Source organism: Comamonas antarctica (genome assembly GCF_013363755.1).
In the GTDB taxonomy this organism is placed as follows: Bacteria; Pseudomonadota; Gammaproteobacteria; order Burkholderiales; family Burkholderiaceae_C; genus Comamonas; species Comamonas antarctica.
In genome coordinates, this window is record NZ_CP054840.1 from 3,282,597 (window position 1) to 3,303,730 (window position 21,134).

The window sequence follows — 21,134 nt, forward strand, 5'->3', positions numbered from 1 at the left end:
TGCCTCCTGTCAGCGCTTCGGTTCAGCGTTTGACGATCGGCTTGAAGCCGCGCAGCCACTTGGTGGCCGGCAGGTCCCAGCGCGCCTGGATGGCCTGCGCGCGTTCGTCCAGCACGGCGCGCGCGGGCCGCGCGGGCGTGCGCTGCGCGAGCACCACGGTATTGCCTTCGCGCGTGGGCTTGAAGGCCCACAGCGCATCCTCGCCAAACGCCTCGGCCATCTTCGCCAGGCTCTTCTCGTAGCTCGATGACCGGCCGAACAGGTTCACCGTCATGCAGCCATCATCGGTCAGCAGCGCGCGGCAGTCGGCATAGAACTCTGCGCTGTCGAGCACCGGCGCCGCGGCTTCGTGGTCGTAGAGATCGACGGCCAGCGCATCGACCTGGTTTTCCCAGCCCTCGCGGCGGATCTCCTCGGCCGCGTCGGCAAGCACCACCTGCAAGCGCGCGCCGTTGGGCGGCAGCTTGAACCAGCTGCGGCAGACCGCGATCACCTGCGGGTTGAGCTCGATGGCCGTGGTCTGCATGCGCAGCTTCTTGTGGCAGAACTTGGTGATCGCGCCCGCGCCCAGGCCCAGTTGCACCGCATAGCGCTTGCTCACGGTGGCCGGGTCGACGAACAGCAGCCAAGCCATCATGCGCTGCACGTATTCGAGCTCGATCTCGAAAGGCTCCTTGACGCGCATCGAGCCCTGGATCCAGGGCGTGCCCAGATGCAGATGGCGCACGTCGCCATACTCCGAGACACTGACTTCGGGCAGCTCGATGCTGTCGTTTTTCTTGCTGTTCACGCGTTCACCAATCCCGCGGCGGCCAGGGCGTCATGCCAGGCCTGCCGCTTACGTTCAAAACTCCAGCCCGCATTGGCGGGACTGGTCGAAGGCAGCTTCACTGCCCGTGCGCTGCCGGCCAGGCCCAGCGCCGCCAGCGCCGCATCGGCATGGCGAAAGCTTTCGGCGCCGTTGTGCGCCAGCACGCGCAGCTGCGGGCACCGCATGCGCAGCGCCGCGAAGTCGTTGACCTCGGGACGGCGGATGGCGGCGTCGAGGCTGCCCTCGCGCTCGCAGCTGTCATAGACGTCCCATAACCCGAGCCCGCGCGCCAGCAGCCAGGCACAGCGCCCCGCATAGTCCTCGCGCCCGGGCTGCGGGTGCTGCGGCCAGAGCGTCTGCAGCACACGCCAGAACTGGTTCTGCGGATGCGCGTAATACTGCTGCGCAGCCAGCGACGCCGCGCCCGGGAAGCTGCCCAGCACCAGCACCCGCGTATTCGCGGCGACCACGGGGGCCAGGCCCTGCAGGCGCGCCGGCGGCGCCAGGGGAGTGGATTGCAAGAAAAGGCTCATCTGCCCGCATTCTGTCCTGAAACGCCGCCCGCGCGCTTCGCCACGGCGCATTGCGCTGTCAGCGCTGGCTGGTATTCGTGTGGATCAATGCCGACAGGCCGGGCAGCGCGGCGCAGGCATTGGCGGTGCTGGCTTCGGCCAGTTCGGCGGCCGGGATGGCGCGCAACTCGGCCACGACCTGCGCGATGCGCGGCAGCTCGGCCGGGCTGTTGCGGCCCTGCGCCACGCCCTCGGCGCGCTGCTGCGCCGTGGTGTAGACCCATTGCGGCGGAATGTCGGGTGCATCGGTTTCCAGCACCAGTGCGGACAGCGGCAGCTCGGCCGCCAGCGCGCGCAGCTTGTGCGCGCGCTCGAAGGTCAGCGCGCCGCCGAAACCCAGCTTGAAACCCATGTCGATGAACGCCTGCGCCTGCTGCGCACTGCCGTTGAACGCATGCGCGATGCCGCCGCGCACCGGGGTCTCGCGCAGCTGCCTGAGCAGCTGGTCGCTGGACTTGCGCACGTGCAGCAGCACCGGCAGATCGAATGCGCGCGCCAGCTGGATCTGCGCGCGGTAGATCTGCTGCTGGTGCCCGGCATCGAGCCCGGGCACGAAGAAATCCAGGCCGATCTCGCCCACCGCAACCAGCCGCGGATCAGCGCGCCGCGCCGCGAGTTCCTGCTTGAGCAGTTCCAGATCCTCAGCGTTGGCCCGGGGCGTGAACAGCGGATGGATGCCCAGCGCGTAGCTGTCGCTGCCCGCATGCGCGAGATCGCGCACGGCTTGCCAGTTGCCGCGCTCCACCGCCGGGATCACGCAATGCGCGACACCGGCCGCACGGCCCGCGGCGCGCACCGCGCTCCGGTCCGCGTCGAACTCAGCGGCATCGAGATGGCAGTGGGTGTCTATCCAGAACGTCATTGCCAGCTCCCCGTGAAAGCTGTCAGGCCAGCTGGCCTTGCACCAGGCGCACCACGCGGTCGCACTTGGCGGCCAGCGACTCGTCGTGCGTGACCATCACGAAAGCCGTGCCCTTGTCGCGCGCCAGGCCCAGCATCAGCGCGAACACCGCGTCGGCGGTGTTGCGGTCGAGGTTGCCCGTGGGTTCGTCGGCCAGCACGCAGGCCGGCTCGGTGACCAGCGCGCGCGCAATCGCCACGCGCTGGCGCTCGCCGCCCGAGAGCTCCGACGGCCGGTGCTGCACGCGGTCCTTGAGGCCGACCAGCGCCAGCATCTGGCGCGCGCGCTCGCGGCATTCGGCCGCGGGCAGGCGGCGGATGCGCAGCGGCATGGCCACGTTGTCCAGCGCGCTGAACTCGGGCAGCAGATGGTGGAACTGGTAGATGAAGCCCAGGTGCTGGTTGCGCAGCTGGCCCTGGGCCTGCGGCGACAGGTCCTGCAACTCCTGGCCCTTGAGCCAGACGCTGCCTTCGCTGGGCGCATCGAGCCCGCCGAGCAGATGCAGCAAGGTGCTCTTGCCCGAACCCGAGGCGCCGACGATGGCCAGGGTCTCGCCGGCCACCACCGACAGGTCGACGTTGCGCAGCACCTGCACGTCGAGGCGGCCTTCGGCGAAGCGCTTGCTCAGCGCGCGCGCCTGCAGCACGATAGCTTGGGAATCATTCATAACGCAGTGCCTCCGCCGGGTTCACGCGGCTTGCACGCCAGCTGGGATAAATCGTCGCGACAAACGACAGGATCAGGGAAATGACGGCGATCGGCGCGATGTCGGAGCTCTGCGGCTCGCTGGGCATCTTGCTGATCAGGTAGATGTCCTTGGGCAGGAAGCTGGCGTTGAACGCGTGCTCGATGGCCGGCACGATCACGTCGATGTTCAGCGCGATGCCCAGGCCCAGCGCCAGGCCGGCCAGCGTGCCGATCACGCCGACCATCGCGCCCTGCACCATGAAGATCAGCATGATGCTGCGCGGGCTCGCGCCCAGCGTGCGCAGGATGGCGATGTCGGCGCGCTTGTCGGTCACGGTCATGACCAGGGTCGACACCAGGTTGAACGCGGCCACGGCGACGATCAGCGTCAGGATGATGAACATCATGCGTTTTTCCAGCTGCACGGCCGAGAACCAGGTCTTGTTCTGCTGCGTCCAGTCGCGGATCAGCAGGTGGTCGCTGAGCGTGTCGGCCAGCTGGCGCGCGACCTGGGGCGCTTCGTGCAGGTCCTTGAGCTTGAGGCGGATGCCGGTCGGGCCTTCCAGGCGGAACAGCCGCTGCGCGTCGTCGTGGTGCAGCATCACCAGCGCCGAGTCGTATTCGTAATGGCCGGAGTCGAAGGTGCCGGCCACGGTCATCTGCTTGAGCCGCGGCACCACGCCCGCGGGCGTGACCTGGCCGCCGGGCACGATCAGCGTGACCGCATCGCCCGTGCGCACGCCCAGCGAGCGTGCGAGCTCGATGCCCAGCACCACGCGGAACTCGCCGGGCACCAGTTGCGCCAGCGCCTTGGCATTGTTTTCGGCCAGGTCGGTGACCTCGGGTTCGAGCGCCGGGTCGATGCCGCGCACCAGCGTGCCCTTCATGTCCTCGCCGCGCGCCAGCAGCGCCTGGGAGGACACGAACGGCGCCGCGCCGACCACGTTCGGGTTGCGCCGGGCCTCGGCCAGCGTGCGCTCCAGGCTCGGCAATGCCGCGCCCTGGGGGGCGAAGATCTCGATGTGCGACACGACGCTGAGCATGCGGTCGCGCACTTCCTTCTGGAAGCCGTTCATGACGCTGAGCACGATGATCAGCGCGGCAACGCCTAATGCGATGCCCAGCATGGATACACCGGAGATGAAGGAGATGAAGCCGTTGCGGCGTGTCGCGCGCCCCGCGCGGGTGTAACGCCAGCCCAGGGCCAGCTCATAGGGTATTTGCATGGTGCTTGCATTGTGGCATTGCCAGCGCATATCCCCGGGAAAACACCGGAGACCGCGGCTGACCCTTGCCCGGCACCGGAACCCGCGCTGACCGACAATAGCCGCCATGCCTGCCACTGCCTCCGCGTCCGCCTCCGCCCCCCCTGCCGCCGACCTTGCCCAGACCGTGGCCTTCGCCACTGCCGGCCCCGAAGCCGCGGCGCTGTGGCCCACGCTGCAACTGCCGCATCTGCGCCAGCTGCTGCAGCACGCGGCGCTGGTGCACAGCGACGCGGGCGAGGAAACCGATTTCTGCCCGCCGCACGAACGTGCGTGGGCGCGCCGGCTGCAGCTGCCATTGCAGGCTGGCTGCGTACCCTGGGCCGCCTGGGAGCAGCAGGCCGCCGACCCGGCGCCGCAGCAGCAGGCCTGGGCCTGGCTCTCGCCCTGCCACTGGCGCATTGGCGCCGACACCGTGCACATGGCCGATCCGGCCGGCCTCGGGCTGGAGGAGAGCGAATCGCGCGCGCTGCTGGAGATTCTCGCGCCCTGGTTTGCCGAGGACGGCATCGCGCTGCAGTTCGAACGCCCCGACCGCTGGCTGGCCAGCGGCGCGCCGCTTGACGGCCTGGCCACTGCCTCGCTGGACCGGGTGGTGGGCCGCGACGTGCGCCGCTGGTTGCCCGACGCGCGCACGGCGCGCACGCTCAACCGGCTGCACAGTGAAGTGCAGATGCTGCTCTACACCCACGCGTTCAACGACCGTCGCGCCGCGCGCGGCCTGGCGCCCGTCAATGCCTTCTGGCTGCACGGCGCGGGCCGGCTCGAGGCGCACGTAGACGTGCAGCCCCTGCGCGTGCATCCCGAACTCGCGGCGCTGCGCGCGGCCGCCTTGCAGGAAAACTGGCCGGCCTGGGCCGCGGCCTGGCAGCAGCTCGATGCCGGCCTGCTGCGCGAACTGCTCGAAGCGCAGCAGCGCGGCGCGGCGGTGCAGCTGACCCTGTGCGGCGAACGCAACGCGCTGACCTGGCAGCCGCAGGCGCCCGGCTGGCGCCAGAAAATCCAACAAGTCTTCAAGCCTGCCGGCCTGCCGGACCTGCCTTCCCTGTTATGAAAATCACCCTTCGCGAGATTCCCGCCGCCACGCTGGCGGCCCTGCAGCAATCGGGCATCCATCCACTGCTGGCCCAGCTGTATGCGGCGCGCGGCGTGCATTCGGCCGACGAGCTCAACGACGGCCTGGGCCGGCTGCTGCCGCCCGCGGGCCTGCGCGGCATCGATGCCGCGGCGCGGCTGCTGGCCGATGCCATTGCGCGCGACCTGCGCCTGTGCATCGTCGCCGACTACGACTGCGATGGCGCGACCGCCTGCGCGGTGGCCGTGCGCGGCCTGCGCCTGCTCGGCGCGCGCCATGTCGACTACCTCGTGCCCGACCGCGTGGTCGACGGCTACGGCCTCACGGCCTCGATCGCGCGCCGCGTCAAGGAACGCGGCGCCGACATGCTGATCACCGTCGACAACGGCATCAGCAGCGTCGACGGCGTGGCGCAGGCGCGCGCGCTGGGCATGCAGGTGCTGGTCACCGACCACCACCTGCCCGGACCCGCGCTGCCCGTGGCCGAGGCATTGGTCAACCCGAACCAGCCCGAATGCACGTTCGAGAGCAAATGCATGGCCGGTGTCGGCGTGATGTTCTATGTGCTGCTGGCGCTGCGCGCCGAGCTGCGCGCGCGCGGCGTGTTCGACCGCGAGACCCAACCCCGGCTCGAGCCGCTGCTGCCGCTGGTGGCGCTGGGCACGGTGGCCGACGTGGTCAAGCTCGATGCCAACAACCGCCGCCTGGTGGCGCAGGGCCTCAAGCGCATCCGCGCGGGCCAGATGCAGCCCGGCCTGGCCGCGCTGTTCGACGCCGCGGGCCGCAAGTGGCGCGCCGCAACCACCTTCGACTTCGGCTTTGCGCTCGGCCCGCGCATCAATGCCGCGGGCCGGCTGGCCGACATGACGCTGGGCATCGAATGCCTGCTGACCGAGGACCGCGGCCGGGCCGAGGAGCTGGCGCGCACGCTGGACGCCATCAACCGCGAGCGCCGCGTGATCGAGGGCGGCATGCGCGAGCAGGCGCTGCTGATGGTCGAGAGCCTGTTCGAGGAGCACGAGGAGCCGCCGCCGGCAGTCAGCGTGTTCGACCCGGACTTCCATGAGGGCGTGGTCGGCATCGTGGCGTCGCGCATCAAGGACAAGCTGCACCGCCCGAGCTTCGTGTTTGCCGCCAGCGCCGCGCCCGGCCATGAGCATGAGCTCAAGGGTTCGGGCCGCTCGATTCCGGGCTTCCACCTGCGCGATGCACTCGACCTGGTGGCCAAGCGCCATCCGGGCGTGCTGCTGCGCTTCGGCGGCCATGCGATGGCCGCGGGCTGCACCATTGCCGAGGAGCATTTCGAGCTGTTCGACCAGGCGCTGGCCCAGGTCGCCAAGGAATGGCTCGATGCCGCGACGCTCACGCGGCGCATCGAGACCGACGGTCCGCTGGCGCTTGAATACTGCGATGCCGACCTGGTCGACAAGCTGCACCAGGAAGTCTGGGGCCAGGGCTTTGCCGCGCCGACCTTCAGCGAAGAGGTCGATGTGCTGTCGCAGCGGCTGGTCGGCGAAAAGCATCTGTCGCTCAAGCTGCGCCACCAGGGCCAGCCCATCGACGGCATCTGGTTCGGCCATACCGACCCGCTGCCCGAACGCGTGCTGATTGCCTTCCGCCTTGACGTCAATGAATGGCGTGGCGAGCGCAAGGTCCAGTTCCTGCTCGAAGGCGCGCAGACCGGCAGCTGACCGGACGCCGGCCGCCGGACGCCGGCCGCCGGCAAGGGCATTGCCAGGATTGGGCTTGCCGCGCGGACCCCGGCCTACAATGGTCCCGTGCCCACCTCCTACCTCAATGCCGACCTGCACTGCCATTCGCTGATCTCGGATGGCACCCTCACTCCCGAGGAGCTGGCCGCGCGTGCGCGCGCCAATGGCGTCGAGCTCTGGGCGCTGACCGACCACGACGAAATCGCGGGCCAGCAGCGCGCTGCCGCGGCCGCGCAGGCCCAGGGCCTGGCCTATCTCACGGGCGTGGAGATCTCGGTCACCTTCGCCAACGAGACCGTGCACATCGTCGGCCTGGGCTTCGATCCCGAGAACGCCGCGCTCGATGCCGGACTGGCCGAGGTGCGCGGCGGCCGCGGCCCGCGCGCGCGCGAAATGGCCCGCCAGCTCGAGCTCGCGGGCATTCCCGGCGCCTATGAAGGCGCGCTGCGCTATGTCGGCAACCCGGCGCTGATCTCGCGCACCCATTTCGCGCGCTTCCTGGTCGAGAAGAAGATCTGCCGCGACATGGGCGAGGTGTTCCGGCGCTTCCTCACCGAAGGCAAGCCGGGCTTTGCGCCGCACCGCTGGGCGCGGCTGCAGCAGGCCGTGCAATGGGTCAACGATGCCGGCGGCATTGCCGTCATTGCCCATCCCGCGCGCTACCGTTTCTCGGCCAACGAGGAATATGCGCTGTTTTCCGAATTCAAGGCCCATGGCGGCCAGGGCGTCGAAGTCGTCACCGGCAGCCACACCACGGCCGAATATGTGACCTACGCGGCCATGGCCCAGGAGTTCGGCCTGGCCGCATCGCGCGGCAGCGACTTCCACAGCCCGCAAGAATCGCGCACCGACCTGGGGGCCCTGCCCCTGCTGCCCGGCGCGCTGACACCCGTCTGGGAACTGCTGAGCGAACGCATACGGCAGCCCTGACGTCTTTCCTTTCCTTTTTGCCACGGAGCGCTTGCAAATGGCCCAGTACTTTGAAGCCCACCCCGAAAACCCCCAGCCGCGCCTGCTCAAGCAGGCCGCGACCCTGCTGCAAAAAGGCGGGGTGCTGGCCGTGCCCACGGATTCAAGCTATGCGCTGGTCTGCCATCTCGACGACCGCGACGCGGTGGAACGCATCCGCCGCATCCGCCAGATCGATGACAAGCATCACCTGAGCCTGCTGTGCCGCGACCTGTCCGAACTGGCGACCTATGCCCAGGTCGACAACCGCCAGTACCGGCTGCTCAAGCTGGGCACGCCCGGCCCGTATACCTTCATTCTCGACGCCACCAAGGAGGTGCCGCGCCGCGTGAGCCACCCGCAGCGCAAGACCATCGGCCTGCGCGTGCCCGAGCGCAAGGGCCTGCTGCTGCTGCTGGAGCTGCATGGCGCGCCGCTGCTCGCGTCGACCTTCATTCCGCCGGGCGAGACCGAGCCGCTCAACGACCCGCAGGAAATCCGCGAACGCTATGAAAAGCTGCTCGACGGCATTGTCGATGCCGGCGCATGTCCGCAGGAGCCGACCACGGTGATCGACCTGACGACCATGGCCAATGGCGGCGACGCGACCATGGTGCGCGAAGGGCGCGGGGAGTTGGCGCGGCTGGGGCTTTGAGGGGCTACGGGGTCCTGGCAGACAGGTCGTGCCGGACCTTGGCACGTGCATCAACAGCTGGTTTGATTTGAGTGCAGGCCATTCATCCTTCGATCCTTCGACAGGCTCAGGATCAGGATCAGGCTCAGGACGAACGGGAGTGCACGTCCAACAGTGTCCGCCGCCTCAGGCCGCCAATGCCAGCGCACCCCTTTTCGGCACGGCTGCGAGCGTTACCGCGGGCTCATCCTCGAGCTTGAACGCTCCCACCGCGCGCTGCAAATCCTGCACGCGCTCGCTCAGCGCCTGCGACGCATGTCCTGCCTGGCCTACCAGGGCGGCATTTTCCTGGGTCGCGCCATCCATGTGCGCGACCGCGAGATTGACCTGGACGATGCCTTCGCTCTGCTCCTGCAGCGCATGCGAGATCTCGCCAAGCAGTCCCGTGACCTGGCCCACGGCGCCGACGATCTCCTGCATCGTCCGGCCGGCCTCGCCCACCAGGCCCGAGCCGCTTTGCACCTGGTCCACGCTGGCGGTGATCAGCGTCTTGACCTGCTTGGCGGCTTCGGCCGAGCGTCCGGCCAGGCTGCGCACCTCGCTGGCGACCACCGCGAAACCACGGCCCTGATCGCCCGCGCGCGCGGCCTCGACGGCGGCGTTCAGCGCGAGGATGTTGGTCTGGAAAGCAATGCCTTCGATCACCTGGATGATGTCGACGATCTTGCGCGAGCTGCCGCTGATCGCCTCCATGGTCTGCACCACCTGGCCGACCACCGCGCCGCCGCGCTCGGCCGTGGCCGATGCACCCACCGCCAGGCCGCTGGCCGAGCGCGCGCGGTCGGCATTCTGGCGCACCGTGGCCGTGAGCTGCTCCATGCTGGCCGCGGTCTGGGTCAGCGCCGCCACCTGGTCGTCGGTGCGGCGCGACAGGTCGGCATTGCCGGCATCGATTTCCGACGCCGATACGCAGATCGAATCGCTCGACTGCTGGATGCGGCCGACCAGTTCGGTCAGCGTGTCTTCCATCGTGCCCAGCGCGCCCAGCAGGCGGCCGAAGTCGCCCTGCAGGTCGGAGCTGAATTCCTGGCTCAGGTCGCCCGCCGCCACGGTCTCGGCAATCAGGATGGCCTGCTGCAGCGGCCGCACGATGCCCTGGCGCAGGCTGATCCACGCGGCCACCGCCAGCGCGCACACCGCAGCGCCCAGGCCCAGCACCCACCAGCGCACCTGCTGCAGCGCCGCCTGCGCGACATCGGTGGCGCCGCCGCCTTCAAGCGCGCGTTCGGCCCCCGCCAGCGACCAGCTGGTGACCACCATCATTGCCGCCATCAACGCGCAAATGCCACCAAAGGCAAGCACCAGCCTGGTGCCGATCTTCCAGCTGCCGAATCCCATGTCTGCCTCTTTCTGCGCGCGGCGCATCTGTCTCTGTGTAGTGGTGTTTCTCAGACGAAATGGGCAGAGCCGGGGACTCTGCACATCCGCTTGCATTTTGCAACAAAATAGTAGATTTCCACTACCGCACATGCCTGTGTTGGCGGCCTCGATCCAACACAGGCGGCCCTGGTCTGACACAATCCCCGCGTGGACTTCCCTAATCTCATCCAAACCGTTCTCATTTACGCCCTGCCCGTGCTGTTCGCCATCACGGTCCATGAGGCCGCCCATGGCTATGCCGCGCGCCATTTCGGCGACAACACGGCCTATATGCTGGGGCGCATCACGCTCAACCCGTTCAAGCACATCGATCCCATCGGCACCATCCTGATGCCGTTGATGCTGTACTTCGCGACCTCGGGCGACTTCCTGTTCGGCTACGCCAAGCCGGTGCCGGTGCGCTTCGACCACCTGCGCAACCCCAAGCGCGACATGATCTGGGTCGCGCTGGCCGGGCCGGCGTCGAACTTCATCCAGGCCATTGTCTGGGCCGTGCTGCTGGTGGTGCTGATCACCAGCGGCGTGCAGGAGCGCTTCTTCGTCGAGATGGCGCGCGCCGGCATCCTGGTCAACCTGGTGATGTGGGCCTTCAACCTGTTTCCGCTGCCGCCGCTCGATGGCGGCCGCATCCTGATGGGCCTGCTGCCCTGGCGCCTGGCCAACCAGTTCGCGCGCATCGAGCCCTTCGGCTTCTTCATCGTGCTGGCGCTGGTGGTGTTCGGCATCGTCAGCACCATCTGGCTGCGCCCGCTGATGAGCCTGGGCTACAGCGCCATCGACCTGCTGCTGACGCCGCTGCTGGCGCTGCTGCGCTGATTTCCTTTTCGCGAAAAACCGTTTCCTGCCATGTCCAAAACCCGCTTTCTCACCGGCATCACGCCTTCGGGCACGCCCCATCTGGGCAACTATGTCGGCGCCATCCGCCCCGCCGTGCAGTCCAGCCAGCGCGCCGATGTGCAGAGCTTCTACTTTCTGGCCGACTACCATGCGCTGATCAAGTGCGCCGACCCGGCACGCGTGCAGCGCTCGACGCTGGAGATTGCCGCCACCTGGCTCGCTGCGGGCCTGGACCCCGAGCAGGTCATGCTGTACCGCCAGTCCGACGTGCCCGAGATCACCGAACTGTGCTGGCTGCTGACCTGTGTCACGGGCAAAGGCGTGCTCAACCGCGCGCATGCCTACAAGGCTTCGGTCGACAAGAACGTTGCCGCGGGCAACGACGTCGATGCCGATGTCTCGGCCGGCCTGTTCATGTACCCGGTGCTGATGGCCGCCGATATCCTGATCTTCGGCGCCAACAAGGTGCCCGTGGGCCGCGACCAGGTCCAGCATCTGGAGATGGCGCGCGATATCGCTTCGAGCTTCAACCATCTCTACGGCGAGCTGCTGGTGCTGCCCGAAGTGGTGATCGACGAGAACGTGGCCACGCTGCCCGGCCTCGACGGCCGCAAGATGAGCAAGAGCTACAACAACACCATCCCGCTGTTCACGCCGCGCGAGCAGTTGCGCAAGCTGATCAACGGCTTCACCACCGACTCGCGCGCGCCCGGCGAGCCCAAGGAGGTCGAAGGCTCGGCGCTGTTCCAGTTCTATCAGGCATTTGCCTCGGAGGCGGAAACCGAAGCGCTGCGCCAGCGGTACGCACAAGGCATTGCCTGGGGCGATGCCAAGCAGCTGGTGTTCGAACGCCTGGACCAGGAAATCGCGCCCATGCGCGCGCGCTATGAGAGCCTGATGGCCGACCCGGCGCAGATCGAAGCCGTGCTGCGCGCCGGCGGCGAACGCGCGCGCGCGCTGGCCGCGCCTTTCGTGCGCCAGTTGCGCGAAGCCGTGGGCCTGCGCAGCCTGGCCCAGGTGCAGGCGCCGCAAGCCGCCAAGGCCGCCAAGTCGGCGCTGCCGCAGTTCAAGCAATACCGCGAGGCCGACGGCAAGTTCTATTTCAAGCTGGTATCGGCTTCGGGCCAGTTGCTGCTGCAAAGCACGGCCTTCGATGCGCCCAAGGAGGCCGGCCAGAGCATTGCGCGCCTGCAGCAGCAGGGCGCAGCAGCGCTGGCGGAACTGGGCGCGCGCCTGATGCCGGTGGAAGGTGCCGACGCCGCGCAGCTGAGCGAGGCGCTGGAGCAGCTGGTGGCCGCCAACACGTGATTTGCATCCAAGCAGTATTGCTGCTTGGACACCATTCATCCCGATCCTGCAGCAGGGGTCGAAGATGAAACCGTTCGTCCTGATCCTGATCCTGAGCCTGTCGAAGGATCGAAGAATCGAAGGATGAACGGCCGCTCTCGAACCTGCAGATACGAAAAAGCCCCAGAATCTTTCAATTCTGGGGCTTGTCGTTTGGTGCGGCTGGCAGGAATCGAACCCACGACCCCTTGGTTCGTAGCCAAGTACTCTATCCAGCTGAGCTACAGCCGCTAAGCTTCGTATTCTAGCCGGGAAATAATGCCCTTCCGGCAAAACACGGGCTTTTTTGCAAAGAGTTCACCAAAAGCCCGGCTGCATGGCCCATTTCTTCAGCCGCTGCTGCGATCGATCGAGCAGCTGCGCGCGCTGCGCCGCGAGCCAGCCCAGCGCAAACCAGGCCTGGGGCTGTGTCTGCACCAGCCGGCCAAAGGCCTGCTCGGCCACCACCAGGTCGTTGTACTCGCCCAGCGCATCCTGGGCGGGCTTGAGTTCGTCCAGATAGCGCTGTACCTTCTTCGCCCGGAACAGCGATGCCGTGAACTCGATGGCGTAGCGCAGGCGCTTGAGGCGCCGGCGCGCGCGGTGGCGCTGCTCGTCCTCCAGACCGGCATAGGCCTTGGCATCCTTGGCGAGCTGGCGCTGCAGCCGCTTGATGCGCCGGGCGGCGAGCGCGCGCGCGTCGCCCGCGGGCTTGCCCTCTTGCGCCTGCGCAGCGTTGGCAAACGCAATCAGCGCCAGCCATAGCTGCGTCGTGGCGGGCGCGCGCAGGGTATCGGCCACGCTGCTTTCCGCCGCGGCTTCGGCCGGCAGTTCGGCCAGCGGCGCGCCCGCCGCGCGCAGTGCGGGCAACAGATCGGCTTCAAGCGCATCGCGGTCGCGCGCCGCGCCGAGCTGGCCAAACAGCGAGGCCAGCGCGGGTGTCCATTCGGCGCTGGTGTCCGGTGACCAGTCGCCATAGATGCGCAGCGCCGTGCGCAGCCGGCGCAGCGCCACGCGCGCCTGGTGCAGATGCTCGGGCTGCGCCGCGCCGCCGGCCACCTCGGCCGCGTTCGGCAGCAGATGCGCGAGGCAGGCGGCCACCATCTGGCGCAAGGCCGCATCGGGCGATGGCGCGTTCTTGAGGACCACGGGCTGGGCATGCACCGGCGCCACGCTGGCCGCGCCACGCACCACCTGCTGGCCGCGTTCGGCCTTGCTGATGACATCGAGCCACAGGCCATGGCGCTCGACCCAGCGCGTGGCCAAGGCCACCAGGGCCGCCACGCTGCCGCTTTGCAGTTCGAACTCGATCTCATGGAGCTCGCGGCGTGCGCTGCCGGCACGGATCTCGCCTACATCCAGCGCCACTTCGGCCTGCAGGTCAGGACCCAGGATCACGCGCCGCGTGCGCTGCACGTCGGTGGCGTACACCACCTCCAGGCGGTCGGCCTGCTTGCCCAGCGCCGCCATGAGCCGGTCGCCCGCGGGCGTGCCGGCATGCAGCGACAGGTCGAGCCGGGGCTCATCGCCGTCGGCCGCGCGCGGCACTTCGTGCTCGAGCCGGCTCCAGCGGTTCTCGCCCGGGCACTTGAGCGTCTGCACCCAGGCCTCGCCCTCCTGGCGCAGCCGCAGCGAGACATGGGCCGCGGCCAGGCGCCGGTCGGGCGTGTCGAAGTACTGCGCCTGCAGGCGCAGGATCTGCGCCTTCGACGTGGCCAGCGCGCGGCGCACGGCCTGGCGCTGCGCTGGCGGTACCTGGAATTTCAGTTCGATTTCGTTCATGTGCTTCTCCCAATGCATGGGCTTGCCCGGGCCGCGGCCGCTTGGCGTTTCGTCAGCAGACTATAGCCGGGGCCATGCCGATGGGAGACACAGACGGGCCACTGGCCGGCAAGCGCTTCAGCCCGGGTCCTGCACGGCGGGACCCTGCTGCGGCAAACGGCGCCTTGGCGTGGTCGGCGCATTGGCCAGCATCGCCGCGCTGCGCGCCTGGGCCGCCTGGATCATGGGCGAGATCAGCTGGGTTTCGGGCAGGTTGTGCCAGTACTTGCGCGGCATTTCCTTGTACATCGCCGCAACCTTGAGACGCGCGGGATTGAAGATGTGCGCATAGTAGGTGAGCCAGAGGTTTTCGCCAGCATCGGCATCGGGCGCGTCCTGGGCGCTGGCGCCCGGCCCCCAGCTGAGCACGCCGGCGCGGCCCCTGAGCGGCTGCAGCGCGGCTTCGGGCTGCACGCCCTGCGCGGCCAGCGCGGCGACATCGGGCGCCTGCGGCCACCAGCGCAGGCTGCATTGCGGTGTCAGGATGGCCCAGCGCATGTTGGCAAAGCGCTTGACGAAAAACGGCGCCGCGGCATGCACGATGTGGTGCACCGGTTCGAACCAGGCGACATACAGCGGGCCGCTGCCGTCGGCCGGGTCGTCGGCCAGCGCCACGGGCCGAAAGCGCACGAAGGCATGGGCCTTGTGCACTTCGCGGCGCACGGCCTTGATCCAGTGCTGCATTTGCACCTGGTCGGCATCGAGCAGGTCATGGCGCAGCGCGGGTTCATGCTGCATGCGCCACAGCAGCCGGTAGAGCAGCGCAAAGCGATCGGGGTCGGAGTTGAGCAGGCATTGCTCGGCCTCGGCAAGCCAGGCGCGCGGCACCGTGAGAGCGCGTTCCGGTGTGGCCGCGAGCGCTGCCAGCGACGCGGCCTGGGGCGCGGCTTCGGGCATTGCAAACAGATCGGGAGAGCGGGCCTGCAGGTCCTCGGTCAGCCATACCACCTCCTCGGGCGGCACCTGCTGCGCCCAGAGCCCGCGCGCAAGCTGGCGCCAGTGCGCGAAATCGGTGCCGTCGCCGGGCAGGATCAGCGTGTGGGCCGCCATGGCATTTCAGAACAGGCTGGCCTGCACCGGCCTGGGCGCCATCGGCTGCACGAGTTTCGCGGCCAGCAGGGGATCGTCAAGGCTGCGCCCCGGACTCCAGCCCTGGCATTCGACAAACGGCAGCAGCTTGTCCATGGGCACGCGCAATTGCTCGATGTCGGCGCTGCGCAGCTGGCGCCAGCGGCGCACGGCCAGCAGCTTGTCGACGCTGCGCACGCCCAGCCCGGGCACGCGCAGCAGCATCTCGCGCGGCGCGGTGTTCAGGTTGACGGGAAAGCGCTCGCGGTGCGCGAGCGCCCAGGCCAGCTTGGGGTCGTGCTCGAGCGACAGCATGCGCTTGCCCTGCGCGCCGGCGGGCACGATCTCATGCGCCTCGAAGCCGTAGAAACGCATCAGCCAGTCGGCCTGGTACAGCCGGTGCTCGCGCACCAGCGGCGGCGCGATCAGCGGCAGGTCGGCCGTGGCGTCGGGAATCGGACTGAACGCCGAGTAATAGACGCGGCGCAGGCGAAAGCCGGTATAGAGCTTGGCGCTGGTGACGATGATGTCGCCATCGTCGGCGCCATCGGCCCCGACGATCATCTGCGTGCTCTGGCCGCCCGGGGCAAACGCCTGCGGCGCGGTGGGCCGCGTGCGGCGCGAGCGCGGCATGGAGATGACCGACGCCTTGCGGGCATCCTGGCGCTCGGCCTTGGCGGTCGCGATGTGGTCGTGCAGCTGGCCCATGGCCTGCTGGATGGTGGCGCTGTTCTTCTCGGGCGCGAGCTGTGCCAGGCCCTGCACCGTGGGCAGCTCGATGTTGATGCTCAGGCGGTCGGCATAGAGCCCGGCTTCGGCCAGCAGCTGCGGATCGGCATCGGGAATGGTCTTGAGGTGGATGTAGCCCTTGAAGCCATGGTCGAGGCGCAGCGAGCGCGCCACGCCCACCAGTTGCTCCATGGTGTAGTTGCTGCTGCGGATGATGCCGCTCGACAGGAACAGGCCTTCGATGCAGTTGCGCCGGTAGAAGTCGAGCGTGAGATCGACGACCTCGGCCACCGCGAAGCGCGCGCGCGGGATGTTGGAACTGACGCGGTTGATGCAGTACTTGCAGTCGTAGATGCAGAAGTTGGTCAGCAGGATCTTCAGCAGCGAGATGCAGCGCCCGTCGGGCGTGTAGCTGTGGCAGATGCCCATGCCCTCGGTGGAGCCGATGCCGCCGCGCGCGGCATCGCGCCTGGCGCTGCCGCTCGAGGAGCACGAAGCGTCGTACTTGGCCGCATCAGCCAGGATGGCGAGTTTGTTTTGCAGTTCCACTGTATGAATATACATGGAAGGCAAACCAGGGATTGCGCCAGGGGCATCCGCCATCGCGCCCCGGTCAGAGCGCAGGCAGCTCCAGCACCAGCGTCCGGCCCGCGACGTTCAGGCCGGCACGGGCCGCGGCCGCGATCAATCCCGCATGCAGATCGACATCGTCCAGCTGCACGCTTTGCCCGCTGCGGCGGCAGACGACACGCACGCATGGGGCTTCGTGGCGGGTCCATTGCAGCCGGTAGTGCACCTTGCCGGTATCGTCGAGCTCGCGCAGCAGCAGTCTGACGGCATGGAGCCGCTGCGTGATCCGGTAGACCGTGCTCAGGCTGGTGCGCATGCCGCGGCGGCGCAGTTCACGGAAGATTTCCTCGCTGTTGAGGCGGCGCGGGTCCTGCGCCTCGAGCACCTGCAGCACGCCGATGCGCGCCGCGGTGGGTGTCACGCCGGCCGAGCGCAGGCGCTGCAGCAGGGTCAGGCTGACGGCGTTCATGGCCGGTCGGCCGCGTACGCGGCAAATGCAGTGCCTTGCGGCAGTGGGAAACGGCAAGCGCGCACGCGCGACATGGGGAGGTCTGGCCCGGTCATGGTCAGTGCGCCACTTCGAAACTCAAGGTGGCGGTGTGGCGCACGTCGTTGTACTTCCTGCCGTCGAGCGTCACCGAGCCGTTGTTCACGCGCGCCGAGACTTCCAGCACGTAGAGGCCTGGAAACGTTGGCACGAAGCTCACCGTGCCATCCTTGGCCGGCGCCAGCACGCGGCGCCAGCCTTCGGAGGTCTCGACATTGACCTGGCTGGCTGCGACCGGACGGCCCTTGAACACCAGCTGGAAGGTGTTGCCGCCGGCTTCGGTGGGCACCAGTTCGAGGTCGTTGACGGCTTTGGTTTCCAAGCGACCGGACCTGGCCTGGAAGTAGGTCAGCACGCCATCGGCTTCGGCGCGCGTGGCGGTGAAGCGCAGGTCGCCGGCATTGGCCGGGGTGAACGCGAAGTGGTTGCCCGCGGTTTCGGCATCCAAGGCCTTGCCGTCGGGCGCCACCGCCTTGGCGTCGCTCAGCGCGGGCAGCTGCGCCAGCGGCTTGTGCAGTTCGCCGGCAAACACCTGCGCCTGCGCGCCAGTGCGCTGCAGCCAGAGGTAGTCGGCGTGGGCGTTTTGCACCAGCGCGAGCAGCGCCAGCGTCGGCACGAAGCGCCGTGAAATGGAAAGCAATGCAGAAGTGGTCATTGGAAGCTTTGGTATGGGTTTGACAGGGCGGCACTCAGCGCGGGCGCAGCGCGTCGACGACCCGCGTGGCGAGGACTTCCAGATCGGCCACCGGGTCCTGGCCATCGGCGGCCAGCACGACCACGGCAGCGCCCGCATCCGTTGCGGCCTTTGCCAGTTCCGGCGCCAAGGCCTCGTGGTGCAGCACTGCGGCCACGCCCTCGCTGCGGACCAGCGCCGCCAGCGCCTGCGGTTCATTGCTGCCCGGCACCAGCTCGAGATTGAAGGCCGAAGCCAGATAGTCCAGCCGCGGCGACAGCGACACCACCGTGAGGTTGGGCGCGGCCAGCAGCGCGGCTTCGGCCTTGCTGGACAGCGCCACCAGCCGCTGCTTGAGGCCGGCCAGATTGCGCGCAATCGACGGCGCGTCCCGGGGCGACAGCCGCTCCAGATCGGCGGCGACGATATCGGCCATGCGCCCCAGGTTCACCGGATGCAGCCACGGATGGCTGCCCAGCTCGGCGCCGGGTTGCAGCGCAATGCCGGGCAGCGCGCCGTCGATCGGCCGCGCGGCGTCGATCTCGACGATGCGGATGTTGGCGCGGCGCGCCAGCGGGTAGAGCGGGTCCTGCGGCCACAGCGAGCGCAGCGTGATCACCGCATCGGCCCCGGCCGCGGCCTGCGCCAGCGCCTTGGCGCCGCGGCCGTCGAAATAGGCGAGCAGCCGCGCCGGCGGCAGGCTGGCAGGCGCGGCGCGCGCCACGCTGATGCCGCTGCCTTCGGCCAGTTGCGCGGCCAGGCCATGCGCCACCGGGTGGGCGGCCAGCACCTGCACTGCCTTGGCCGGCGCCTGTGCCTGCGCGGCCACGCCCGCCAGCAGCGCCGCGGCGGCCAGCAACAAATTCAACAAGGGTTTCACGACGGCAGTCCTTTCAATCCCGGAACCAGGCCGCGCAGGACCGCGGCCAGCATGAATACCGCCCCCGCCACCAGGATGATGGCCGCGCCCGAAGGCAGGGGCAGCGCGAATTCAATGGGCAGCAAGATGCCCGCGAGCGTGCTGAACGTGGCAACCAGCACGCTGAGCCAGAAGAACCCGCGCAGCGACTGGCTCAACAGCCGCGCCGCCGCGGCCGGGATCACCAGCAGCGCGCCCACCAGGATCGCGCCAATGACCTTGACCGAAGCCACGGTCACCACGGTCACCAGCACCACGAACAGGTAGTCCATGGCCTTGACGGGCACGCCGCGCACCGCGGCCAGTTGCGGATTGAAGCTGGCCAGCATCAGCCGGTTGTAGTTGGGCAGGCTCAGCGCCAGCGTGAGCAGCGCCACCGCGGCCAGCACCGTGAGGTCCTGGCTGTTCACGGTGAGCACCGAGCCGAACAGCACGTTCTCCAGGATGTGGATGTTGATGCGCCCCGACAGCAGCAGCAGCAGGCTCGCGCCCAGCGCCAGCGACACCGACAGGAATACGCCGATCAGCGTGTCGGGCGTGAGGCCGGTGCGGTTGCGCAGGTAGTTAAGGCTGATGCCGAACAGCAGGCAGTAGCCGAACAGGCTGCCGTACGGTCCGGTGTAGGGCTCGCCCAGCAGGATGCCGATGGCCACGCCGGTCAGCGCCGAATGGCCCACGGCCTCGGAGAAGAACGCGAAGCGCTTGACAACGACCAGCGTGCCCAGGCCGCCCAGCACCGGGCCGATGATCAGCCCGGCCAGCACCGCGTTGACGACGAAGCCGTAGGCCAGCGCGCCCGGCAGCGCGCCGGCTTCGGCCCAGCCCTGGATGGCGACGCGCAGGGTCTCGAAGAAGTTCATGCGGCAGCCTCCTGCGCCAGGGCGCCGCGCGGACGCGTGGAAAACAGATCGAGCAGAGTCTGCGGCGTCAGCACCTCGCGCGGCGGCCCGTCGAACAGCACGCCGCGGTTCAGGCCCGTCACATGGTCGGCAAGCCGGCCCACGGCCTCGAGGTCGTGCTCGACCCACAGCACCGTGACGCCGGCCTGCTTCCAGCCGGCCAGCAGCTGCTCGAACACCTGCGCGCCGGCTTCGTCGAGCGCGGCCATGGGTTCATCGAGCACCAGCAGCGCCGGCGTGGGCACCAGGCCCTGCGCCAGCAGCACGCGCTGGCGCTCGCCGCCCGACAGCGCGCCCATGCGGCGCTGGCGCTTGCCGGCCATGCCCACGCGCTCCAGCGCCGCGCTGATCTCGGCAACGCGAGCGCGCGCAAACCCCAGGAACGCAGGCTTGCGCTGGGTCATTGCAGCCATGAAGTCGTCGACCGTCATCGGCAGGCCGGCATCGAAAGCCAGCGCCTGCGGCACATAGCCCATCACGCCCGGCGCGCCCGGCCATTCGAGCGCGAGGCGCCCCTGGTGCGGCGTCTGGCCCAGCAGCGTCTTGACCAGCGAGCTCTTGCCCGCGCCATTGGGGCCGACGATGGCATGCACGCTGCCCGGCGCGACGCGCAGCGAGACATCGCGCAGCACCTGCGTCCGGCCCAGCGTCAGCGCGACGCGCTCGAACACGACGGCCGGTCCGTGCACCCGCGTCATTGGCCGGCCTCGCGGATGGCGCGCACCACGGCGGCGAGATTGCGCGCCGTGTCCTGCTCGAATTTTTCCCGGGTGTACTCGCCGTACGAGATATGCGTCAGCGCGTAGAGGCGCACGCCGGTCTCGCGGCGGATGGTGTCGACATAGGCAGAAGGGAAGTCCATCTCCGAGAAGATCACCTTGACGTCCAGATTGCGCAATTGGTCTATGGTCGTCTTGAGCTGCGCCGGGCTGGGCTCGATGCCGTGCGCGGGTTCGACCACGGCCGTGACTTCGAGGCCGAATTCGCGCAGCAGGTAGTCATAGGCGCCATGGATGGTGGCCACGCGCAGGTTGCGCCCCGGCGCCTGGGCCAGGCCGGCGAGCGCATCGGCGCGCAGCTTGCGCAGCTTCTGGCCATAGGCGCGCGCATTGTTGCGGTAGGCCTCGGCGTTGGCCGGATCGAGCTTGCCGAGTTCGCGCGCAATGGTGTTGACCTGGGCAATCGAGGCCGCCACCGAGAGGAAGGTGTGCGGATTCACGACCTGGCCCGAGCTGTCCTTGCCGCTGCGCCCGGCGTTCGCCGCCGCGCCCACGGCGGCCAGCAGCGGCACCTGGGCGTTGGCCTCGATCACCGGCAGCCGGGGCTTGCTGCTGGCGGCGATCATGCGCTCGGCGAAGTCGTCGTGGCCGATGCCGTTGAGCACCACCACGTCAAGGCCGCCGATGCGCTTGATGTCTTCGGCGCGCGGCTCGTAGGCATGCGGATTGAAGCCGGCCGGAATCAGCGGCACGACCTCGGCCAGGTCGCCGACGATATTCGTGACATAGCTGTAGTACGGATGCAAGGTGATGCCGATGCGCAGCCGGCGCGCCTGCGCGGCCAGCGGGAACAGCGCCAGCACGGCAGGGGCGGCCAGGCCGGCTTGCAGCAAACGGCGGCGGCTGAAATGGGGGGACATGTACGGCTCCAGCGTAAAGGCGCGCTGCACGTCGGCAGCGGCAAGAAATCAAGGGAAAAGG

General features: G+C 68.8%; 21 protein-coding genes and 1 tRNA gene. 6 read left to right on the forward strand and 16 right to left on the reverse strand.

Annotated features, from left to right (window positions below; genetic code table 11):
- Window positions 1-22: 22 nt before the first annotated feature.
- Genes HUK68_RS15195 through HUK68_RS15215 form a run of 5 tightly spaced genes read right to left on the reverse strand, consistent with a single transcriptional unit; the run spans window position 23 to window position 4,197 of the window.
- Window positions 23-790: a spermine/spermidine synthase domain-containing protein gene (locus HUK68_RS15195; RefSeq protein WP_175504938.1), complete on the reverse strand. Its 768-nt coding sequence runs from the start codon at window positions 788-790 to the stop codon at window positions 23-25.
- Entirely contained in the window at window positions 787-1,344 is a 558-nt protein-coding gene (locus HUK68_RS15200) for a DNA-deoxyinosine glycosylase (RefSeq protein ID WP_175504939.1), read from the reverse strand. The genes HUK68_RS15195 and HUK68_RS15200 overlap by 4 nt, the downstream gene beginning before the upstream one ends.
- Before the next feature lie 58 nt (window positions 1,345-1,402).
- Window positions 1,403-2,245 (reverse strand): TatD family hydrolase, encoded by an 843-nt coding sequence (locus tag HUK68_RS15205; protein ID WP_175504940.1) that lies wholly within the window; start codon window positions 2,243-2,245, stop codon window positions 1,403-1,405.
- Window positions 2,246-2,267: 22 nt separating this feature from the next.
- Window positions 2,268-2,951, reverse strand: a complete 684-nt coding sequence (lolD, locus tag HUK68_RS15210; RefSeq protein WP_175504941.1) for a lipoprotein-releasing ABC transporter ATP-binding protein LolD — start codon at window positions 2,949-2,951, stop codon at window positions 2,268-2,270.
- Window positions 2,944-4,197 (reverse strand): lipoprotein-releasing ABC transporter permease subunit, encoded by a 1,254-nt coding sequence (locus tag HUK68_RS15215; RefSeq protein WP_175504942.1) that lies wholly within the window; start codon window positions 4,195-4,197, stop codon window positions 2,944-2,946. Before HUK68_RS15215 ends, lolD begins: the two co-directional genes overlap by 8 nt.
- A 106-nt stretch (window positions 4,198-4,303) precedes the next feature.
- Between HUK68_RS15215 and HUK68_RS15220 the strand changes: the two genes are divergently transcribed.
- From HUK68_RS15220 to HUK68_RS15235, 4 genes are all read left to right on the forward strand, one after another.
- Entirely contained in the window at window positions 4,304-5,290 is a 987-nt protein-coding gene (locus HUK68_RS15220) for a phosphoglycerate mutase (RefSeq protein ID WP_175504943.1), read from the forward strand.
- Window positions 5,287-7,002, forward strand: a complete 1,716-nt coding sequence (gene recJ, locus HUK68_RS15225; RefSeq protein WP_175504944.1) for a single-stranded-DNA-specific exonuclease RecJ — start codon at window positions 5,287-5,289, stop codon at window positions 7,000-7,002. Before HUK68_RS15220 ends, recJ begins: the two co-directional genes overlap by 4 nt.
- Before the next feature lie 87 nt (window positions 7,003-7,089).
- Window positions 7,090-7,953: a 3',5'-nucleoside bisphosphate phosphatase gene (locus HUK68_RS15230; RefSeq protein ID WP_175504945.1), complete on the forward strand. Its 864-nt coding sequence runs from the start codon at window positions 7,090-7,092 to the stop codon at window positions 7,951-7,953.
- A 37-nt stretch (window positions 7,954-7,990) separates the two neighbouring features.
- Window positions 7,991-8,626: an L-threonylcarbamoyladenylate synthase gene (locus tag HUK68_RS15235; protein ID WP_175504946.1), complete on the forward strand. Its 636-nt coding sequence runs from the start codon at window positions 7,991-7,993 to the stop codon at window positions 8,624-8,626.
- Between the two features lie 165 nt (window positions 8,627-8,791).
- On the opposite strand, the gene HUK68_RS15240 is transcribed toward HUK68_RS15235, so the two are convergent.
- Entirely contained in the window at window positions 8,792-10,003 is a 1,212-nt protein-coding gene (locus HUK68_RS15240) for a methyl-accepting chemotaxis protein (RefSeq protein WP_175504947.1), read from the reverse strand.
- 189 nt (window positions 10,004-10,192) lie between these two features.
- On the opposite strand from HUK68_RS15240, the gene HUK68_RS15245 reads away from it, so the two are divergent.
- On the forward strand, window positions 10,193-10,861 hold the full coding sequence (locus tag HUK68_RS15245) for a site-2 protease family protein (RefSeq protein ID WP_175504948.1): 669 nt from the start codon (window positions 10,193-10,195) through the stop codon (window positions 10,859-10,861).
- Window positions 10,862-10,891: 30 nt separating this feature from the next.
- Window positions 10,892-12,190 (forward strand): tryptophan--tRNA ligase, encoded by a 1,299-nt coding sequence (locus HUK68_RS15250; protein ID WP_175504949.1) that lies wholly within the window; start codon window positions 10,892-10,894, stop codon window positions 12,188-12,190.
- 193 nt (window positions 12,191-12,383) lie between these two features.
- Here the strand turns inward: HUK68_RS15250 and HUK68_RS15255 are convergent.
- The 10 genes from HUK68_RS15255 to HUK68_RS15300 all read right to left on the reverse strand — a co-directional run bounded on the left by HUK68_RS15255 (window position 12,384) and on the right by HUK68_RS15300 (window position 21,073).
- Window positions 12,384-12,460 (reverse strand) — tRNA-Arg (locus HUK68_RS15255).
- Window positions 12,461-12,526: 66 nt separating this feature from the next.
- Window positions 12,527-13,990 carry a CYTH and CHAD domain-containing protein gene (locus HUK68_RS15260; protein ID WP_175504950.1) on the reverse strand — a complete coding sequence of 488 codons (1,464 nt, stop codon included), beginning with the start codon at window positions 13,988-13,990 and terminating at the stop codon, window positions 12,527-12,529.
- A gap of 117 nt (window positions 13,991-14,107) precedes the next feature.
- Window positions 14,108-15,079 carry a TIGR03915 family putative DNA repair protein gene (locus HUK68_RS15265; protein WP_175504951.1) on the reverse strand — a complete coding sequence of 324 codons (972 nt, stop codon included), beginning with the start codon at window positions 15,077-15,079 and terminating at the stop codon, window positions 14,108-14,110.
- Window positions 15,080-15,085: 6 nt separating this feature from the next.
- Entirely contained in the window at window positions 15,086-16,375 is a 1,290-nt protein-coding gene (locus tag HUK68_RS15270; RefSeq protein WP_175505862.1) for a putative DNA modification/repair radical SAM protein, read from the reverse strand.
- Between the two features lie 64 nt (window positions 16,376-16,439).
- A complete protein-coding gene (locus tag HUK68_RS15275; RefSeq protein WP_175504952.1) occupies window positions 16,440-16,865 on the reverse strand; it encodes a transcriptional repressor in 426 nt (141 codons plus the stop codon).
- A 97-nt stretch (window positions 16,866-16,962) separates the two neighbouring features.
- The gene (locus HUK68_RS15280; protein WP_175504953.1) at window positions 16,963-17,598 is read right to left on the reverse strand and encodes a hypothetical protein; all 636 of its coding nucleotides are present in this window, start codon (window positions 17,596-17,598) and stop codon (window positions 16,963-16,965) included.
- Window positions 17,599-17,632: 34 nt separating this feature from the next.
- Window positions 17,633-18,487, reverse strand: coding sequence for a metal ABC transporter solute-binding protein, Zn/Mn family (locus HUK68_RS15285; protein ID WP_175504954.1), 855 nt, complete (start codon window positions 18,485-18,487; stop codon window positions 17,633-17,635).
- A gap of 5 nt (window positions 18,488-18,492) precedes the next feature.
- Window positions 18,493-19,395 carry a metal ABC transporter permease gene (locus HUK68_RS15290; RefSeq protein WP_175504955.1) on the reverse strand — a complete coding sequence of 301 codons (903 nt, stop codon included), beginning with the start codon at window positions 19,393-19,395 and terminating at the stop codon, window positions 18,493-18,495.
- Window positions 19,392-20,132 (reverse strand): metal ABC transporter ATP-binding protein, encoded by a 741-nt coding sequence (locus HUK68_RS15295; RefSeq protein WP_175504956.1) that lies wholly within the window; start codon window positions 20,130-20,132, stop codon window positions 19,392-19,394. The genes HUK68_RS15290 and HUK68_RS15295 overlap by 4 nt, the downstream gene beginning before the upstream one ends.
- Window positions 20,129-21,073 carry a metal ABC transporter solute-binding protein, Zn/Mn family gene (locus HUK68_RS15300; protein ID WP_175504957.1) on the reverse strand — a complete coding sequence of 315 codons (945 nt, stop codon included), beginning with the start codon at window positions 21,071-21,073 and terminating at the stop codon, window positions 20,129-20,131. The genes HUK68_RS15295 and HUK68_RS15300 overlap by 4 nt, the downstream gene beginning before the upstream one ends.
- Window positions 21,074-21,134 lie beyond the last annotated feature (61 nt).